General features: G+C 74.6%; 16 protein-coding genes. 12 read left to right on the forward strand and 4 right to left on the reverse strand.

Annotated features, from left to right (window positions below; translation table 11 throughout):
* Positions 1-5: 5 nt before the first annotated feature.
* Positions 6-1088, forward strand: a complete 1083-nt coding sequence (locus ACIBNE_RS24145; protein WP_399274784.1) for a FecCD family ABC transporter permease — start codon at positions 6-8, stop codon at positions 1086-1088.
* Entirely contained in the window at positions 1085-1927 is an 843-nt protein-coding gene (locus tag ACIBNE_RS24150; RefSeq protein WP_399274786.1) for an ABC transporter ATP-binding protein, read from the forward strand. Before ACIBNE_RS24145 ends, ACIBNE_RS24150 begins: the two co-directional genes overlap by 4 nt.
* A gap of 34 nt (positions 1928-1961) precedes the next feature.
* On the opposite strand, the gene ACIBNE_RS24155 is transcribed toward ACIBNE_RS24150, so the two are convergent.
* Complete coding sequence (locus ACIBNE_RS24155; protein ID WP_399274788.1) at positions 1962-3161, reverse strand: S1 family peptidase; 1200 nt, start codon at positions 3159-3161, stop codon at positions 1962-1964.
* A 262-nt stretch (positions 3162-3423) separates the two neighbouring features.
* Complete coding sequence (locus ACIBNE_RS24160) at positions 3424-3975, reverse strand: tellurite resistance TerB family protein (RefSeq protein WP_399274790.1); 552 nt, start codon at positions 3973-3975, stop codon at positions 3424-3426.
* A gap of 241 nt (positions 3976-4216) precedes the next feature.
* Here ACIBNE_RS24160 and ACIBNE_RS24165 point away from each other — a divergent pair, with 241 nt between their 5' ends.
* Complete coding sequence (locus tag ACIBNE_RS24165) at positions 4217-5569, forward strand: FAD-dependent oxidoreductase (protein WP_399274792.1); 1353 nt, start codon at positions 4217-4219, stop codon at positions 5567-5569.
* On the forward strand, positions 5566-6603 hold the full coding sequence (locus ACIBNE_RS24170; RefSeq protein ID WP_399274794.1) for a hypothetical protein: 1038 nt from the start codon (positions 5566-5568) through the stop codon (positions 6601-6603). The genes ACIBNE_RS24165 and ACIBNE_RS24170 overlap by 4 nt, the downstream gene beginning before the upstream one ends.
* A gap of 30 nt (positions 6604-6633) precedes the next feature.
* On the opposite strand, the gene ACIBNE_RS24175 is transcribed toward ACIBNE_RS24170, so the two are convergent.
* Positions 6634-7986, reverse strand: a complete 1353-nt coding sequence (locus ACIBNE_RS24175; protein ID WP_399274796.1) for a cytochrome P450 — start codon at positions 7984-7986, stop codon at positions 6634-6636.
* A 456-nt stretch (positions 7987-8442) separates the two neighbouring features.
* On the opposite strand from ACIBNE_RS24175, the gene ACIBNE_RS24180 reads away from it, so the two are divergent.
* The 8 genes from ACIBNE_RS24180 to ACIBNE_RS24215 all read left to right on the forward strand — a co-directional run bounded on the left by ACIBNE_RS24180 (position 8443) and on the right by ACIBNE_RS24215 (position 15182).
* Positions 8443-8979 carry a hypothetical protein gene (locus ACIBNE_RS24180; protein ID WP_399274798.1) on the forward strand — a complete coding sequence of 179 codons (537 nt, stop codon included), beginning with the start codon at positions 8443-8445 and terminating at the stop codon, positions 8977-8979.
* A gap of 319 nt (positions 8980-9298) precedes the next feature.
* On the forward strand, positions 9299-9436 hold the full coding sequence (locus ACIBNE_RS24185; RefSeq protein ID WP_399274800.1) for a lasso RiPP family leader peptide-containing protein: 138 nt from the start codon (positions 9299-9301) through the stop codon (positions 9434-9436).
* A gap of 6 nt (positions 9437-9442) precedes the next feature.
* Positions 9443-11281, forward strand: a complete 1839-nt coding sequence (locus ACIBNE_RS24190) for an asparagine synthase-related protein (RefSeq protein ID WP_399274802.1) — start codon at positions 9443-9445, stop codon at positions 11279-11281.
* The gene (locus ACIBNE_RS24195; protein ID WP_399274804.1) at positions 11272-11535 is read left to right on the forward strand and encodes a lasso peptide biosynthesis PqqD family chaperone; all 264 of its coding nucleotides are present in this window, start codon (positions 11272-11274) and stop codon (positions 11533-11535) included. The genes ACIBNE_RS24190 and ACIBNE_RS24195 overlap by 10 nt, the downstream gene beginning before the upstream one ends.
* An 8-nt stretch (positions 11536-11543) precedes the next feature.
* A complete protein-coding gene (locus ACIBNE_RS24200) occupies positions 11544-11957 on the forward strand; it encodes a lasso peptide biosynthesis B2 protein (protein WP_399275417.1) in 414 nt (137 codons plus the stop codon).
* Positions 11958-12028: 71 nt separating this feature from the next.
* Positions 12029-13087: an alpha/beta hydrolase gene (locus ACIBNE_RS24205; protein WP_399274806.1), complete on the forward strand. Its 1059-nt coding sequence runs from the start codon at positions 12029-12031 to the stop codon at positions 13085-13087.
* A 174-nt stretch (positions 13088-13261) separates the two neighbouring features.
* Positions 13262-14512 carry a Cmx/CmrA family chloramphenicol efflux MFS transporter gene (locus ACIBNE_RS24210; protein ID WP_399274808.1) on the forward strand — a complete coding sequence of 417 codons (1251 nt, stop codon included), beginning with the start codon at positions 13262-13264 and terminating at the stop codon, positions 14510-14512.
* Positions 14513-14582: 70 nt separating this feature from the next.
* A complete protein-coding gene (locus ACIBNE_RS24215; RefSeq protein WP_399274809.1) occupies positions 14583-15182 on the forward strand; it encodes a TetR/AcrR family transcriptional regulator in 600 nt (199 codons plus the stop codon).
* 143 nt (positions 15183-15325) lie between these two features.
* Here the strand turns inward: ACIBNE_RS24215 and ACIBNE_RS24220 are convergent, their stop codons facing one another.
* Positions 15326-16273, reverse strand: coding sequence for a GNAT family N-acetyltransferase (locus ACIBNE_RS24220; protein ID WP_399274811.1), 948 nt, complete (start codon positions 16271-16273; stop codon positions 15326-15328).
* Between the last annotated feature and the right edge of the window lie 55 nt (positions 16274-16328).

Here is a 16328-nt window from a genome sequence, read left to right on the forward strand (position 1 = left end):
GCCCCGTGACCGCTCGCCCCGTGGCGGCGTCCCCGGCCGAGGAGGGCGCCGGCGCGGCGCACCGCCTCGCCGCACGCGGCTGGGTGAGGCCCCTGTTCTGGTCCGCCGCCCCCATCGCCCTGCTCCTGTCCGTCGCCGTCGCCATCACCATCGGGCCCGCAGACATCCGCGTCGCCGACGTGTGGTCCGTGGTCGGCGCCCACCTCGGCTGGGGCAGCGCCGACGTCTCGCCCATCCGCGACGGCATCGTGTGGAACCTGCGGCTGCCCCGCACGCTCCTCGCGGCGGTGTGCGGCGCCGGGCTCGCCGTCTGCGGGGCCGTCATGCAGTCGCTGCTGCGCAATCCGCTCGCCGACCCCTTCGTCCTCGGCGTCTCGTCCGGCGCCTCGACGGGCGCGGTGCTGGTCGTCGTACTCGGCGCGGGCGGCGGCGTCCTCTCTGTCTCGGGCGGGGCGTTCCTGGGGGCGCTGTGCTCGTTCGGGACGGTGCTGCTGCTCAGCCACACCCTGGGCGCCACGTCGGACCGCGTGGTGCTGTCGGGGGTCGCGGCGATGCAGTTGTTCTCCGCGCTCACCTCGTTCGTGGTGCTCACGGCAGCCGACGCGGAGACGACGCGCGGGGTGCTGTTCTGGCTGCTCGGCTCGCTCAGCGGGACCGGCTGGACCGACGTGTGGACGTGTCTGGCGGTGCTCGTGGCGGCCCTGGTGGTCTGCGGCGGGTACGCGAGGACGCTGGACGCGTTCGCGTTCGGCCAGGACGCCGCCGCGTCGCTCGGCGTCTCCGTCGCCCGTACGCGCCTCGTCCTGCTGTGCACCACCGCGCTGCTGACTGCCGTGCTCGTCGCGTCGGCCGGGGCCATCGGGTTCGTCGGGCTCGTGCTGCCGCACGCGGCGCGGGCGCTGGTCGGCCCCGGGCACGCACGGCTGCTGCCGGTCACGGCGCTGACCGGGGCGGTGTTCCTGGTGTGGGTCGACACGCTCGCGCGTACGGCACTGGATCCGCAGGAGGTCCCGGTGGGCGTCGTCACCTCGCTCGTGGGAGTACCGGCGTTCGTCCTCGTCCTCTACCGCACCAGGAGCACCCGATGAGCACCGGCACCTCGGGGGCGGCGGGCGCCGAGACCCCGGCGGCACCCGGCGCCGACGCACCGGCGCGCACGGGGCTGCGCGCCGAGCGCGTCTCGCGCAGCGCGTCGGGGACCCCGGTGCTCGACGGCGTGAGCCTCGCCCCGCTGCCCGGCACCGTCACCGGTCTGCTGGGCCCCAACGGCTCGGGGAAATCGACGCTGCTGCGCCTGCTGGCCGGGGTCCTCGCGCCGGACAGCGGAGTCGTCACCCTCGACGGCGACCCGCTGTCCGCCGTGGGCCGCCGCGCGGTCGCCCGCAGGCTCGCCGTGGTCGAGCAGCAGGCCGACGCCCAGGTCGATCTGACGGTCGCCGACGTCGTACGCCTCGGCCGCGTCCCGCACCGCAGGGCGTGGGCGCCCGCGTCCGCCGCGGACGAGGAGGCCGTGGCGTCGGCCCTGGAGCGCACCGGCCTCGCGGGCAGGTCCCGCCAGCCCTGGCGCACGCTCTCCGGCGGTGAGCGCCAGCGCGTGCAGATCGCCCGCGCGCTGGCCCAGGAGCCCCGCGAGCTGCTGCTCGACGAGCCCACCAACCACTTGGACATCCAGCACCAGCTGGACCTCCTCGCCCTGGTCAAGGACCTGCGGCTGACCACGGTCGTGGCGCTGCACGACCTGAACCTGGCCGCGATGTACTGCCACCGGGTCGTGGTGCTCAAGGAGGGCCGGGTGGTGGCCGCAGGCTCCCCCGCGGACGTCCTCACCGAGGAGCTGATCGCCGACGTCTACCGGGTGCGCTGCGCGGTGGGCCGCCCGAGCGCCGACGGTCCCGCGCACATCCGGTTCCTGGGCACGCTGCCCTGAGACCGGAGCGCGCGGGCGGCCCGCCCCGGCCCCGTCAGGAGGTGTGCAGGGTCAGCCCGTAGCGGCTCAGGATCTCGTTGACCGGCTGGAACCACGTGTTGCCGCCCGAAGAGCAGTTGCCGTACCCGCCCGAGGTGACGCCCTGTGCCTGGTCACCGGTGATGAACGAGCCTCCGGAGTCGCCCCCTTCGGCGCAGGCGTCGGTCCTGACCGTCTCGTACACCGCGCCCTGCGCGTAGTTCACCGTCTGGTTGCGGGCCAGGACCGTGCCGCAGTGCCAGTGGGACGTCGAGCCCGAGCGGCACACGGACGTGCCCGCGGGAGCCTCCCAGGAGCCCTTCACCAGCCGGTCGGGGATCTGGCCCCAGCCCAGCACCACGGGAACCGTCCACCAGCCGTGGCCGGTGCTCACCCACGCCATGTCGTCGCCGGGGAACGACGAGCCCTGGAAGGTGCCCATGTCGGACCCGTCCCAGCCGCGCACGGAGCTGCCCCGCCCCCCGCAGTGCCCCGCGGTGACGAACCCGCCGTGCACGGAGAAGCCGATCGAGCAGCGGACGTTGCCCGTGTAGTACGGATCGCCGCCGACGACCCCAGCGGCGAACGTCCTGGGCGCCTCGCGCACGGTCTCGACCCCGACGGGGCCGGTGCTCCGGGCGCGGGCCAGGAAGTCCTCGACCGCCGCGTCGCCCCGGTGCCCCGCGACGACCTGGACGACGACGCGGTTCGTGCGGGGGTCGACGCCCCAGCCGCTCACGGCGGCGGGGGCGGGCTGCCGGTCGATCTCGCTCTTGGCCGCGTCGAGTTGGGCTGCGGTGCGTTCGACCAGGCGCGTGGCGGCGCCCGTGGACCGTACGGCGGCCGCTTGCCGCGCGTTCGTCACCGCGACGGTGAGCCTGCCGGTCGCGGCGTCGAACCACGTGCCGGCGAAGGCGTCGCCCGCCGCGCGTTCGGCCCCGGCCCGCAGGGCGAGTGCGGTCCGTTCCCGGGCGAGGCGGCGGTGGGCCTGTGCCTCGGTCAGGCCGAAGTCCCGCTGCATGGCGGCGACCAGGCCCGGGGACGCGGGGGCGCCCGCGGCGAAGGGGGCGGAAGGCACGGGAGCGGCAGGAGCGGACGGGGCGGGAGCGGCGGAGGCCGCCGGGGCGAGGGCCGTGACGCCGTACGCACCGACGAGGAGTAACGCGGACAGGGCTGCGCGCAGGCCGGTCCTGCGGGACGCGGAGGTGCCTCTCATGTCGGTTGAACCCTTCTGTCGTACCGATGGGGGCGGAGAACAGGGGAGCAAGGGAACAGACGTGCTCTGAGAGCGCTCTCAAAGGAGAGTAGGGGCAAGGGAACTCCAGCACCAGGGTTCCCGCACGCCCCCGCGGACCGCGCACGCGTCGGGGCCCGCACCCCACGGGTGCGGGCCCCGACGGACCGTGCGCGCACGCGACCGGCCCGGTACCCCGACGGCCGGTCGCGCGACTCGGCGGCCGGTCGGGCTCAGCGGCTGCTCAGAGGCCGAACTCCTGCGGCGACACGCCCAGCGCCGCACACGCCTCCCGCAGCACCTGCTCCTCGGCCGGGGCCACGTACCCGTCCGCGCCGGCGACCACGAAACCGGTCTGCACGACCGCCTTGGCCTCCATCGGCTTCTTCGCCGCCTTGGCGATCTCCTTCATGGCCTCGGCCTTGCCGTGCTGGAAGTTGGCCGACAGCTGGTCGACGTGCTTGTTGAACCGCTGCCGCAGCTGGTCCGGCGGGAAGTTCTGCAGGACGTCGTTCTGCACGATCAGCGACTCCACGTGCTGCCGCTCGGCGGGGTCGACCGACCCGTCGGCGGCCGCGACCAGCGCGCACATCGCCATGCTGGCGTCCCGGTAGGCGCCGCTCTTCAGCTCCGTCTTGAGGGAGCTGAGCTGGGACTTGAGCACACCCACGAGCTGGGCCTTGGACCCGCTGCCCGAGCCGGAGCCCGAGTGTCCGTGGCCACCGGAACCCCGCGCGCCCTGCGCCTGCTGCTGCAGACCCTTGGCCTGGTCCTTGAGCCGGTCCCACATCGCCATCCGTGCCACCCCAACTGCCGTGTCGTCCACTCGTCCGCGCGCGATCCGCGCTTCGCCCTCCCAACGCCCCTCCCGCCCCGCAAAGTTCCCGGGCCGCGAGGACAGCGCTCCCGGTGTGCTTCCGTGTGCCCTCTTCTGCAGACGCCCGTTCCGCCCGCGCCATTGCCATCGGCGGCGCACGGCGGTGAGGTGTGCGCGAGAGCCATCGGTCAGCGCTCCGTCGGACTACGGGCAGGCAGCCATGGGGACTACGGGTGTACGGGGCGCGAAGCACGCGATCGTCGTGGGCGGCGGCTTCGCCGGACTGGTCGCGGCGCGCGTGCTGGGCGACCGGTTCCGTTCGGTCACCGTCCTGGAGCAGGACCCCCTCACCGAGCACCCCGCGCACCGCAGGGGCACCCCGCAGAGCCGCCATCCCCACGCGCTGCTCGCCGCGGGCGCGCAGGTCCTCGAAGGGCTCTTCCCCGGCCTGCGGGAGGAGTTGACCGCGCGGGGAGCACCCGTGTCCGACTTCGGGCGGTTTCCCATGCTCTATCCGACGGGCTGGTCCCCTCAGGTGCCGACGGAGCTGGTGCTCCAGACGTTCAGCCGCCCGCTGCTGGAGGCCTCGCTGCGCCGCCGGGTCCTCGCCCACCGGGCCGTGTCCCTCCTGGACGGCGCACCGGTCACGGGGCTGCTCACCGATGCCTCGCGCAGGCGCGTCACCGGAGTGCGGACCTCGGCCGGGGTCTCGTACGGCGCCGATCTCGTGGTCGTCGCCACGGGACGGCACTCCAAGCTGCCCGACTGGCTCCGCGCACGGGGCCTGGCCGGGCCCGAAGTCCTCAGCGTGGACGGCAGGCTGTCGTACGCCTCCCGCCTCTACCGGCGCTCGGCCGATCACGCGCCCGGCTGGCAGGCGTCGCTCCAGGCCACCCTCGCCCCCGCGGCCGACCGGGGCGGCACTGTCCTGGCGATCGAGGACGAGCAGTGGCTGGTCTGTCTCTTCGGCGCGGGCGGCCGACTGCCGCCGACCGACCCCGAGGACTTCGGCGCGTACGCGGCCTCTCTGGAGAACCCGCACATCCACGAGGTCACCGGAGCGGCCGAGCCCTTGGGCCCGGTCTACCGGTACGCGGGGCTCGGCGGGCAGTGGCGCCGTTACGACCGGATCCGCCCCTGGCCACCCGGGCTCGCCGTGCTCGGCGACGCGCTGTGCTCGCTCAATCCGCTGTACGGGCACGGCATGACGGTCGCGGCGCTCCAGGCCGAGCTGCTGGGCCGCACGCTGGACGGCGACCGGACCGCGGGGGCCACGGCGCGCTTCCAACGGCGTACGGCACGGACGCTGCGCCTGGCCTGGTTCATGTCCACCGGCCTCGACCGCGGCTGGGCCGGGAACGGCGACGGCTCCGCGCTCTCCTCGCTCTCCCGGCACCTGCTGCGCGGAGTGCTGCGGCGGATCCCGGACGACCCGGGCCTCTACCGGGCGTTCCTCGAAGTGCAGCACATGCTGGCGCCCCCGACGGCCCTGCTGCCACCGCTGCTGGCGCCCCTGTCGACGTCCCTGCCTGGGCCGCTGCGGCGCCGCACCCGCGCGGACGGTTCCACGTGAAACACCGTGACGACCGCCGCGCCGGACAGGAGGACGGCGACGCTCCCGGGGCCGTCGACGCCCTGCCGGGTCCGGGTCACATCCTGTACGAGCTGCCCGCCACCGCCGCCGTCCACCCCGCCGCCCTGGACGAGCTGGCCGTCGCGTGGGCGTCGGGGCACGGGATGCTCGGTGATCCGGCGGCGGCCGAGAGCCTGTCGCGGGCCGGGATGGGGGACCTCGTCCGGCGGGCCTACCCCGGACTCCGGCACGACCGGGCCGCCCCGCTGATGGGCTGGTTCAGCTGGCTCTTCGTGATCGACGACAGCTTCGACCGGATGGGCGCCCGCGCGCTGGAGGAACACGCCTCGATCAGCGGCAGGATGCTGGACGCCCTGCCGCTGACGCACCGCGCCGACGCCCCCGTGCCCGACACCCCGCTGGCCCGCTGCCTCGGCGCGGTCTGGGGCGATGTCGCACCCCGGCTCAGCCGCTGGTGGCGCATGCGGTTCACCACCCACGTCATGCAGTTCCTCACGGCCTTCCGGTTCGAGGCGCTCAACCGGCAGCAGTCCCGCGTCCCGCCCCTGGACGAGTACGTCCAGCTGCGCCGCGCCTCGGGCTCGGTGACCGCCTGCCTCGACATGCTGGAGTTCTCCACGGGCCTTGAGGTGCCCCCGATGATCCACGCGACGGACCAGCTGCGCACCATGTTCGACAAGGCCACGGACGTCGTCGTCTGGGTCAACGACGCGGTGTCGCTGAAGAAGGAGCTGGCCGGCGGGGAGACCAGCAACGGGGTGCTGGTGGTGCGCAACGCGCTGGGCCTCAGCACGCGGCAGGCGGTGCGGCACGTGTACGACAGGGTGGAGGCGGACGTCGTCACGTTCCTCGCGGCGGAGCGGGACCTGACGCGGCTGTGCGGACAGTGGCCCGGCATCACCGACCGGGACCGCGCGGCGGTGGCGTCGTACTGCACCGGGCTCAAGGCGTGGATGCGCGGGAACCTCGACTGGTCGACGCGGTGCGACCGCTATCTCGGCTCCCGCGGCTGAGACCGCGCGGGCGGACCTGGCCGTTCGCGGTCAGCGGCGCGGCAGGCGCAGGAAGAGCCTGCGCGGACGGTAGAACGCCGCCAGCGGTACGGGCCGCACGTCGGCGCCCGGTTCGCAGCGGATGACTCGCCCGCCCGCCAGGGTCGCCAGCGCGATGACGCACTCCGCCACCCCGAAGTCGTCCCCGACGCACTTGCGCGCGCCCGCCCCGAACCCGACGAACGCGCCCCGGGGCAGGGCGGCGGCCCGCTCCGGAAGCCACCGGTCGGGGTCGAAGTCCAGGGGGTGCGGGTGGACGCCGCCGTGGCGGTGGACCGGCGCGGCGCTGATGACCACGGTGGTGCCCCGCTCCAGGTGCCGCCCCGCCAGCTCGACGTCGGCCGTGGTGACGCGGGTGAACAGCCAGCCCGGCGGGTACAGGCGGACCGTCTCGGTGATGACGCGGTCGGTGTACGGCAGCCGGGGCACGTCCTCCAGACCCGCCGGGCGCCCCTTCAGCACCGTGTCGGCCTCCTCCTGGAGGAGGCGCTGCGCCTCGGGGTTCTGGGACAGCAGGTAGCAGGCCCAGGTGAGGGTGGCGGCGACCGTCTCGGTGCCCGCGGCGAGGACGGTGACGACCTGGTCGTGCACCTCGCCGTCGCCCTTCCCCGTACCGCTGCCGTCGGCTCCGCTCTCGTCGCGCGCCGCGAGCAGCACGGACAGCAGGTCGCCCCGGTCGGCCCCGCTGCCGCGGTAGTCGGCGATGATCCGCTCCACCGTGGAGCGCAGGTCGTGCAGGGCGCGCCGGTGGCGCAGGTTCGTCGGCAGCGGCAGCCGCCGCAGCGCGTCCGGCATGAACATCTGCCGGAAGAACCCGCTGAACGCCGTCTCGAAGGAGCTGCGGATCCCCGCGACGACGTCCTCGTCCACGTGCGTGCCGAACAGGGTGCGCGTCACGGTCCGCGCGGCGAGCGCGTAGAACACCGGGTACGCGTCGATGACCGGCTCGTCGTCCCACGCGCCGGTCAGCGCGCGCACCTCGGCCTCCATGACGGAGCCGTACCTCTCCAGCTGGTCGCGCTGGAAGGCCGGTTGGAGCATCCGGCGCTGCCTGCGGTGGTCCTGGTGGGGGCAGGTGGCCACGCCGTTGCCCGCCATGTCCCGCGCCTTGTCGTAGTACGCCCCGCCCTTGTCGAAGGTGCGGTCGTCGGTCAGTACCTGCCGGAGCAGTTCGGGGTGGCACGGCACGTACGCCTTGGTCCTGCCGAGCCTGATCTCCACCAGGTCCCCGTGCGCCGGCAGCGAGGTCAGGAACTCGGTGGGACCGCGCAGGAGCGGGAGCATGTGGCCGAGCACAGGCACCGCTCCGGGGGCGGTGCCCGCTACGAATGTCGTCACAGCCATGGGGTTCTCCAGCCGATGAGGTCCGCCCCGCTTGATGAACTCCCCGCACACCGAGCGTGCCAGCAAGTACCCGGGCCGAACAGGGCGCGGCGCCCCCTGCCCCGTATGCGCCCCGGGCGCACGCCCCTTGAGGGCCGCGCCCCGGGGCACACACCTGCGGCGCCCGTGCCCGTCGGCCCCTGCCCGTCGGCCCGCGCGCGGGTCGCGCCGGGCCCGCTCGCGACGGCCTGCCTGGCGCACGGATCGAGAAGACCCCGGGCCGATCCCCTGCGGTTGCATATTTCCCTTTTGGGGATCGATTCGGCAATTCGCTTTGCTTTTCGGGTTATTGGACACTGAATCCACCGGGATTCCGCTTCCCTTCGGAGCCATTCCCGCCGCGCCTTCCCGCCATTCGATCCCGGCTATAAACTCACCGCTCGTTCTCGAACCGTTCATACCCTCAAGGAAATCCCCATGGTTTTGTCCCCCTCACGAAGATTCCGCGCCGCGCGGCGGACCGCCGTCGGGTTCGCCGCCGCGGGAACCGCCCTGTTGCTCGCCACTCCCTCCGTCGCCGGTGAGTCCGTCGCGTCGGACGTTCCGGTGTGGGCCGTCCAGGACGGCGCCGCGTCGGCCGGGGGCCCGGCCGCCGCCTCCGCCGCCGGCGTCGCCACGGGCACGGCCAGCACACTGTCCGCAGCGGCGGTGCCGCCGGACAGCTGGTGCGCGAACGCCTACGGCTCCAAGGTGTGCTTCCAGCACGACGGCGACGTGGTCTGGGTGCTGGACACGGTGTCGGACGGCATGTCGGCGGTCGGCGGTGTCTACACGAACTACGGCCGCGCGCCTGAGGCGTGCCGGAACAAGGCCGGGGCCAAGCAGTGGGTCTACTGCGACAAGGACTACGCCGAGGACGGCAAGGTCCGGCTGCGCGCCCTGCGTTACGACGGCGACACCGGCAAGTACTACCAGCCGCAGGCGTACTCGGCCTGGCTGAGCGTCGACGGCTAGCGAAGGCCGACGGGGCCAGGCACACGGCAGAGGCCCGAACGAACGGGGCGCGTCCTGCGGCGCGCCCCGTCCTCGTCACTTCCGCACGCCCCGCTCCCCGCGCAGCACCCGCGCGCCCCTGCCGAGCGCCCCTCGGGACGCCACTCCATGCTTTTGGATGAACAGGGGTGCCGTTCGGGCTATTCCGCATCACTCCGGGCATGCCGTAGTCGCATATGCCATCGCCTCCGCACGGCGTTCACCGACGTGTACCCGATTCACCGAAGTGCACCCGAGCGGCACAGGCACGGCACCGGCACGAAAGTGAAGGAGAGCCCCCGTGGAAAACGAAGAGATCTATGAGCCGCCCGTGGTGGAGGAGATCGGAGACTTCGCCGAACTGACCCTGGGCACCATCAACGGCACCTTCTTCGAGGGCGGTTACGCCCCGTTCTACGTCTACCCCGGCCAGGTCTGACCTCTGTTGGCCAGTGACGTGTGGTTCGCGGTCCTTCCCGACGGCGCGGCCGGGCCCGGCGCGGCGCGAGCGCTGCGTACGGGTGCGGTCCAAACCGTCCGGCACGCGTCCGGCCGCCCGTGGCTCGTGGGCGGTTGGCCGGCCGGACACGTGCGGGTCGCGGCGGCGGGAGGAGCGCGACTGGCGGTGATCGGGCGGTGCCCGGTCACCGCCGAGGCGCTGACGGCGCGGCTGCGGCGCCTGGCGGGCGTCGACGACATGGACGACGTGCTGGCGGGGCTGCCGGGGAGTTTCCACGCCGTCGCGTCCGCCGGCGGCGAGGTCAGGGTGCGCGGCAGCGCGTCGGCGGTGCGCCGCGTCTTCCACGCCAGGGTGGCCGGTGTCACCGTGGCGGCGAGCCGCGCCGACACCCTGGCGGGGGCGACCGGCGCCGAGGTGGACGAACGGCAGCTCGCCCTGCGGCTGCTGTCCGCTCCCCCGCCGTACCCCTTGGACGACGACAGCCCCTGGCGCGGCGTCAGCGCCCTGCCGTCGGACAGCGCGCTGCTGCTCGCCTCGGACGGGCACGCGGCGGTCCGCAGGTGGTGGTGTCCGCCCGAGCCCGAGGTCCCCGCGGCCGAAGGGGCGGCCGAGGTGCGCAGGGCGCTCTCCGTCGCGGTGGGGACGTGCACCGCCGACGGCGGGGCGGTCAGCGCGGACCTCTCAGGCGGCATCGACTCCACGAGCCTGTGTTTCCTGGCGGCGCGCGGCCCGGCCCGGCTGGTGACGTTCCGCTGGGAGAGCGTCGATCCGGCGAACGACGACACCGCGTGGGCCGGCCGGGCCGCCGCGCACCTGCCGCGCGCCGAGCACGTACGGCCGCCCGCCGCGCGCGACCCCCTGTGGTTCAGCGGCCTCGGCGGCCCGTCGGGGGTGCGGGCGGGCGCCGACGAGCCGGGGTCCTGGGTGCGGGACAACGCCAGGCTCCGTACGCTCGCCGGACTGCTGACCGACCGCGGGTCGCGACTGCACCTGTCGGGCGGCGGCGGGGACGAGCTGTTCAGCGCGCACTCCCCGCACCTGTACGACTTCCTGCGCACCGACCCCGTCGCCGCTCTGCGCAGGGTGCGCAGACAGCGGGCGCTCCACCGCCAGCCGCTGCGCCCCCTGATGCGGGGGCTGGCGGACCGCAGTTCCTTCGGGCAGTGGCTGGCGGCCTGGGCGGCCCACCTCACCGACGAGCCGGGGAAGGCGCCCGCACGGCACGCCTCCGCGGCCGCCTGGGGCGTACTGCTGCGCATGCCGCCCTGGGCCACGCAGGACGCGGTCCGTGCGGCACAGGGCGTGCTGTGCGAGGCGGCGGCCCGGGTGCCCGAACCGCTCTCGCCCCAGCGCGGCCAGCACGCCGCGCTCTCCGCCGTGCAGTCCTGCGGACGCGCGTTCCGGCAGGTGGACCAGGCGGCGACCCGCCTCGGGCTGCCGTGCGCCGCGCCCTACCTGGACGACGGCGTGATCGAGGCGGCGCTGTCCGTGCGCGTCGCCGAACGCAGCGCCCCCGACGTCTACAAGCCGGTCCTCGCCACGGCGATGCGCGGCCTCGTGCCCGACTCCCTGCTGGCCCGTTCCACCAAGGGCGAGTACAGCGCCGACTTCCACTTCGCCCTGCGCCACAACCGGGACGCGCTGGAAGAGCTGCTCGACGGCTCCCGGCTGGCCGGCGCCGGCCTCCTGGACGCCAAGGCCCTCCGCGCGGGCCTGCGCCACCCCCATCTGACCCCGGAGGTGATGCGCTGTCTGGACACGACCGTGGCCTGCGAGGTCTGGCTGCGCGGCCTCCCCGGCCCCGGAGGACCACCGTGCGGCTGACCTTGCGCACCGACGTTTCCGCAGCGCACTGCGACGACGGCACGATCCTGCTCGACGAGGCCACAGGCCGCTACTGGCAGCTGAACGGCACGGCCTCGGCCATCCTGAGCGCCCTGCTCGACGGCGCGTCCCCGCAGCAGGTCGCCGACGGGCTACGGGCGAGACATCCCGCCCTCGCGGCGGAGCGCGCGGCCGAGGACGTCACGTCGCTCGTCGCCTCGCTGACCCGGGCCGGGCTGGTGGATCGCGCGTGAGCCAGCCCATGACGCCCGGGACCCGGCACGCCGTCCCCCTCGCCCGACGTCCCCTGGCGCTCGCCGCCACGGCCGCCGCCCGGCTGCTCGTCCGGCTGCCGCCCCGCCGCATCCGGCGGTTCCTGTCGGTGCTCGCCCGCGGCGCCGCCCCCGCCACGGCCGAGCAGGCGCTGACCGCCAGGCGGGCGGTCGTCGCCGTGAGCACGCGCTGCGCGGGCGAGGGGTGCCTCCAGCGTTCGGTGGCGACGGCCCTGCTGTGCCGCGTCCGGGGGACGTGGCCCGACTGGTGCACCGGAGTGCGCACCGCGCCGTTCCGCGCGCACGCCTGGGTCGAGGCCGAGGGCCGACCGGTCGGCGAGTCGTTCCCTCCGGGGTACTTCCGCCCGCTCCTGACGGTCCGCAGTCGGCGTCGCCCGCGCTGAACAGCCCCTGTCCGTAAGAAGATCCCGGACAGGAGGGCCGTTCGGGGCGGTGGTGTGATTGGCTGCGGCACATGAGTGCCGACGAAGGTCGTACGTCCCGGCGGTCCGGTCAGGACCCGGCTCCGCTCCCGGCCGCGGCGCCGCCCTTCGATCCCGAACTGACCCTCGCGCTGGCCGCCCTGGGCCCGGCGGCCCGGGAACCGCTCACCCCCGGCAACCTCGCGGCCCGGCAGGAGCGGGACGCCGCGTCCAGGCCCCGGCCGACCGCCGACGACCTGCGCGCCGACGGCAGGTTCGAGGTGTCCGAGCTGCGCGTGCCCGGACCGCCCGGCGGGCCCGAGGTCACGCTCGTGAGCGCGCGCCCCGCCGGGCTCGCGGGGCCGCTGCCCCTGCTGTACTACCTGCACGGCGGCGCGATGGTCATGGGCAACGCGTGGTCCGTGCTGCCGAGGATCCTGCGCGAGTGGGCCCTGCCGCTGGAGATGGCCGTCATCTCGGTCGAGTACCGGCTGGCGCCGCACACTCCCCACCCGGGGCCCGTGGAGGACTGCTACGCCGGGCTCGTCTGGGCGGCCGCGCACGCGGCCGAGCTGGGCGTGGACGCGGACCGCATCGTCATCGGCGGCAAGAGCGCGGGAGGCGGGCTCGCCGCGGCCCTCGCCCTGCTGACCCGCGACCGGGGCGGCCCGGTGCCGCTGGGGCAACTGCTGCTGTGTCCGATGCTCGACGACCGCGCCGCCACGTTCTCCAGCGGGCAGATGTCGGGCCTCGGCATCTGGGACCTCGTCTCCCACGCGACGGCGTGGCGCGCGCTGCTCGGCGAACGCCACGGCGCGGCGGACCTGTCGCCGTACGCCGCGCCCGCCCGCGCCACGGACCTGTCCGGCCTCCCTCCGGCCTATGTCGACGTCGGGTCGGCGGAGATGTTCCGGGACGAGGACGTGGCCTACGCGAACGCGATCTGGCAGGCGGGCGGCCGGGCGGAACTGCACGTGTGGCCCGGCGGCTTCCACGGTTTCGACGGCGTGGCGCCGGGGGCCGCCGTGAGCAAGGACGCGCGCGAGGCGCGCACCCGCTGGCTCCGGCGCCTCCTCGCGCAGTCCGGCGGGCGGGAGCGGCCCACGGGCTGAGCGGCACCGGCCCCCTTGCCCTCCTGGCGGGCACCTTTTCATTTTGAATCGATCGCTTCAGAACATGCTAACGTCCTGCCCGAAGGGGCGGGCAGCGGCTGCCGCCACCCCGATTTTGAAGCGCACGCTCTAAAACTGGCGCGTGCGCCGGGACCGATTCAGGGAGGGGACCCCATGCCGATCGCGGTGTACGTCCTGGCGCTTGGCATCTTCACGCAAGGAACCTCGGAGTTCATGCTCTCCGGGCTGTTGCCCGGCATGGCGGCGGACCTGGGGGTCTCGATCCCGGACGCGGGCCTGCTCATCTCGGCCTTCGCGATCGGCATGGTGGTGGGCGCGCCCCTGCTGGCCGTCGCCACGCTCAACCTCCCGCGCCGCACCGCGCTCGGCTGGCTCCAGGCGGTGTTCGTCGCGGCGCACGTCGCGGGCGCGCTCGCCCCCGGCTACGGCACGCTCTTCGCGACGCGTCTCGTCAGCGCCCTGGCGTACGCGGGGTTCTGGGGCGTCGCCGTGGCCACCGCCGTCGCGCTCGTGCCCGAGAGCGCCAAGAGCCGCGCGGTCGCGGTCGTCGCGGGCGGCCTCACGCTCGCGACGATCGTCGGCGTCCCCGCCGGCACCGTGCTGAGCCAGCACGCCAGTTGGCGCGCCGCGTTCTGGGCGGTGGCGGTGGCGACCGCGGTGAGCCTGGTGTGCACGCTCGTCGCCGTCGCGGCGGACCAGCGGGCTCAGGGCGCACCGGACGCACCGGGCGCGGGCGGCGAGAGCGGCGCGGAGGGCGGGAACGGCGCGCGCCGGTCGGTCAGGGCGGAGCTGCGCGGCATGGCGCGGCCGCAGCTCTGGCTGTCGTACGCCATCACGGCCTTCACCTTCGGCGCGGTCATCGTGACCTTCAGCTATCTGGCGCCGCTGCTGACCGATGTGACCGGGGTGTCCGAGGCATGGGTGCCCGGACTGCTGGCCCTGTTCGGCGCGGGCGGCCTCGTCGGTCTCGTCATCGGCGGGCGCACCGCGCACGCGCATCCGCTCGCGACGCTCGGCTGGGGGCTGGGCGCGCTCGCCGCGGTCTCGGTGCTGCTCGCGGTGACCGCGCGCAGCACGGCGGCCGTGGTCGTCCTCGTCTTCCTGCTCGGCATCGCGGGGTACGTCACCAACCCGGCGCTCCAGTCGCGGGTCTTCGCGCTCGCGCCCGGCGCCCCCACGCTCGTCGGCGCCACCAACACGGCCGCGTTCAACGTCGGCAACACCCTGGCCCCCTTCCTCGGCGGCCTGGCGATCGACGCGGGCCTCGGCTACACCTCCGTGGCCTGGGTCGGAGCGGGGCTCGCCGCCGCCGGTTTCGCCGCGGTGCTGCGGGCGGTGCGGGCGGGTCGGGCGGACGCCGGGCACGCGACGCCCCCGAAGCCCCGCCGACACGCCCCGGCCTGACGCCCCGGCCCCGTACGGGCACGCGCGACCGCGTTTTGTACGACCGTTACAAAACCTCTAGGGTGGGTCCATGGCCAGGCCACGGCAGTTCGACGAGGACCGCGTCATCGGCGCGGCCATGGACACCTTCTGGCGCCAGGGGTACGAGGGGACCTCCACCCGCGACCTGTGCGAGAGCACCGGACTCGGGCCGTCCAGCCTCTACAACACCTTCGGCGGCAAGCGGCAGCTCTACCTGCTCGCCCTGGAGCGCTACTACGGGACCGCCACCGCGGAGCAGGTGGAGCTGTTGGCCGGTCCCGGTTCGGCGGAGGAGCGGCTGCACGCGCTGATGGCGCACGCCGTCGACGCCGACGTGGAGGCGTTCGCGGCCGGGGCCGATCCGCGCGGCTGCTTCGCGATCAACGCGGCGATCGAGGCGGCGGCGCCGGATCCGGACGTGCGGAAGGTGGTGCGGCGCACCTTCGACCGCGTCGAGGACGCCCTCCGCACGGTCCTGGCCGCGGGCCAGGCCGCGGGCGAGATCCGTACGGACAAGGACCCGCGCACCCTCGCCCGCCAGGTGCAGAGCGCGTACTACGGCTTGCGGGTGCTGGGCAGGGTGCACGGCGAGCGCGACGTCCTGATGGCCACGGCACTGGCCACCGTCGACTCCCTGCGGGCCCACTAGGGCGCACCCGCCGACGGCCCCGGGGCGAGAACGGGCCCCGTGGACCGTCTGCCGCGCCTGGACCGCACGCCCGACGAGCCGGCCCGCTTCGTCGCGCGACCCGGGCCGCCGCGCCGCTCCGGCCCGGGGCCGGACACGGGCTCTCAGTCCGCGGACCTCAGGAGCGGCGCGTCCCGCGTGAACCGCCGGAACCCCACGCCGTAGTACAGCTCGCGCGCCGCGGGATGTCCCGGCGCGCCCAGGCTGGCGACCGTCACGTGACGGGCCCCGGCCGCCTTCGCCCGGTGCATGCCGTGCAGCAGCATCGCCCTGGCCAGTCCCCGCCGCCGGTAGTCGGGGTGCGTTCCGACCGGTTCGAACTCCGCGGTCCTGTTCGCCCCGTCGAGCCACATGATCGCCGAGGCGGCCATCGTCCCGTCCGGCGCCTCCACCAGGACGTGCAGGTCGCCGCGGTACGGCGGGGTGCGCCTGACGCCCTCGTAGGACTCGACCGTGTACGACGAGCCGGGCCAGGCGTCCGTGTGGGCCCGGACCACGGCGTGCGGCTCGACCTCGTCGGCGGTGCGGAAGCGGAACCCGGCGGGCAGCACGGGCGGCTCCACCTCGTCGAGGTCGCGTTCGTTGAGCTGGGTCCAGGAGCCGTTGTCGCCGAGCGAGTCGGGATCGGGTCCGTAGCCGCGCGCCGCCCAGCGTTCCAGGGCGAACGCGTCGACGCCGCTCGGCACCACCGTGCGTTCGAGGCCGGCCGCCGTGGCGTCGTACCAGTCGATGACCTCGTCCACGAGCCCGCCGTGGTCGGGGTGGACCTGGTAGACCAGATAGGCGCCGGTGACGTCCTTCACCGAACCGTCGTTCCGCCGTACCCGGTGCGGCAGTTGGGCCCAGCCCCAGGCGATCGGCTCGTCGCCGGAGAACCACAGCCGCCGCGTCCAGCTGCCGCCCTGGCTCGCATGCCCCTTGCCCCAGTTCCAGGCCAGCTCACCGAACGCCGCGTCACTGTTCACCAGGTCGGGCCGAACGGCGGTGACCCGCTGCGCCAGGTCCTGCATGAGTCGTAGGTCGGCGGCGGTCACGTGATCGAAGTCGTCCATGGCGCGCAACTGTGCCAGCGGCCCACCCGCCCGTCGAGCGGTTTTGGCGCGAGCC

Source organism: Streptomyces sp. NPDC050504 (assembly GCF_044458065.1).
GTDB lineage: Bacteria > Actinomycetota > Actinomycetes > Streptomycetales > Streptomycetaceae > Streptomyces.

Excerpts from the sequence above, each read along its gene's own strand:
- ACIBNE_RS24150 (WP_399274786.1), top strand. The coding sequence starts at position 1,085 with ATGAGCACCGGCACCTCGGGGGCGGCGGGCGCCGAGACCCCGGCGGCA.
- ACIBNE_RS24155 (WP_399274788.1), bottom strand. The coding sequence starts at position 3,161 with ATGAGAGGCACCTCCGCGTCCCGCAGGACCGGCCTGCGCGCAGCCCTG.
- ACIBNE_RS24160 (WP_399274790.1), bottom strand. The coding sequence starts at position 3,975 with ATGGCGATGTGGGACCGGCTCAAGGACCAGGCCAAGGGTCTGCAGCAG.
- ACIBNE_RS24165 (WP_399274792.1), top strand. The coding sequence starts at position 4,217 with ATGGGGACTACGGGTGTACGGGGCGCGAAGCACGCGATCGTCGTGGGC.
- ACIBNE_RS24175 (WP_399274796.1), bottom strand. The coding sequence starts at position 7,986 with ATGGCTGTGACGACATTCGTAGCGGGCACCGCCCCCGGAGCGGTGCCT.
- ACIBNE_RS24180 (WP_399274798.1), top strand. The coding sequence starts at position 8,443 with ATGGTTTTGTCCCCCTCACGAAGATTCCGCGCCGCGCGGCGGACCGCC.
- ACIBNE_RS24200 (WP_399275417.1), top strand. The coding sequence starts at position 11,544 with ATGACGCCCGGGACCCGGCACGCCGTCCCCCTCGCCCGACGTCCCCTG.
- ACIBNE_RS24205 (WP_399274806.1), top strand. The coding sequence starts at position 12,029 with ATGAGTGCCGACGAAGGTCGTACGTCCCGGCGGTCCGGTCAGGACCCG.
- ACIBNE_RS24210 (WP_399274808.1), top strand. The coding sequence starts at position 13,262 with ATGCCGATCGCGGTGTACGTCCTGGCGCTTGGCATCTTCACGCAAGGA.
- ACIBNE_RS24215 (WP_399274809.1), top strand. The coding sequence starts at position 14,583 with ATGGCCAGGCCACGGCAGTTCGACGAGGACCGCGTCATCGGCGCGGCC.
- ACIBNE_RS24220 (WP_399274811.1), bottom strand. The coding sequence starts at position 16,273 with ATGGACGACTTCGATCACGTGACCGCCGCCGACCTACGACTCATGCAG.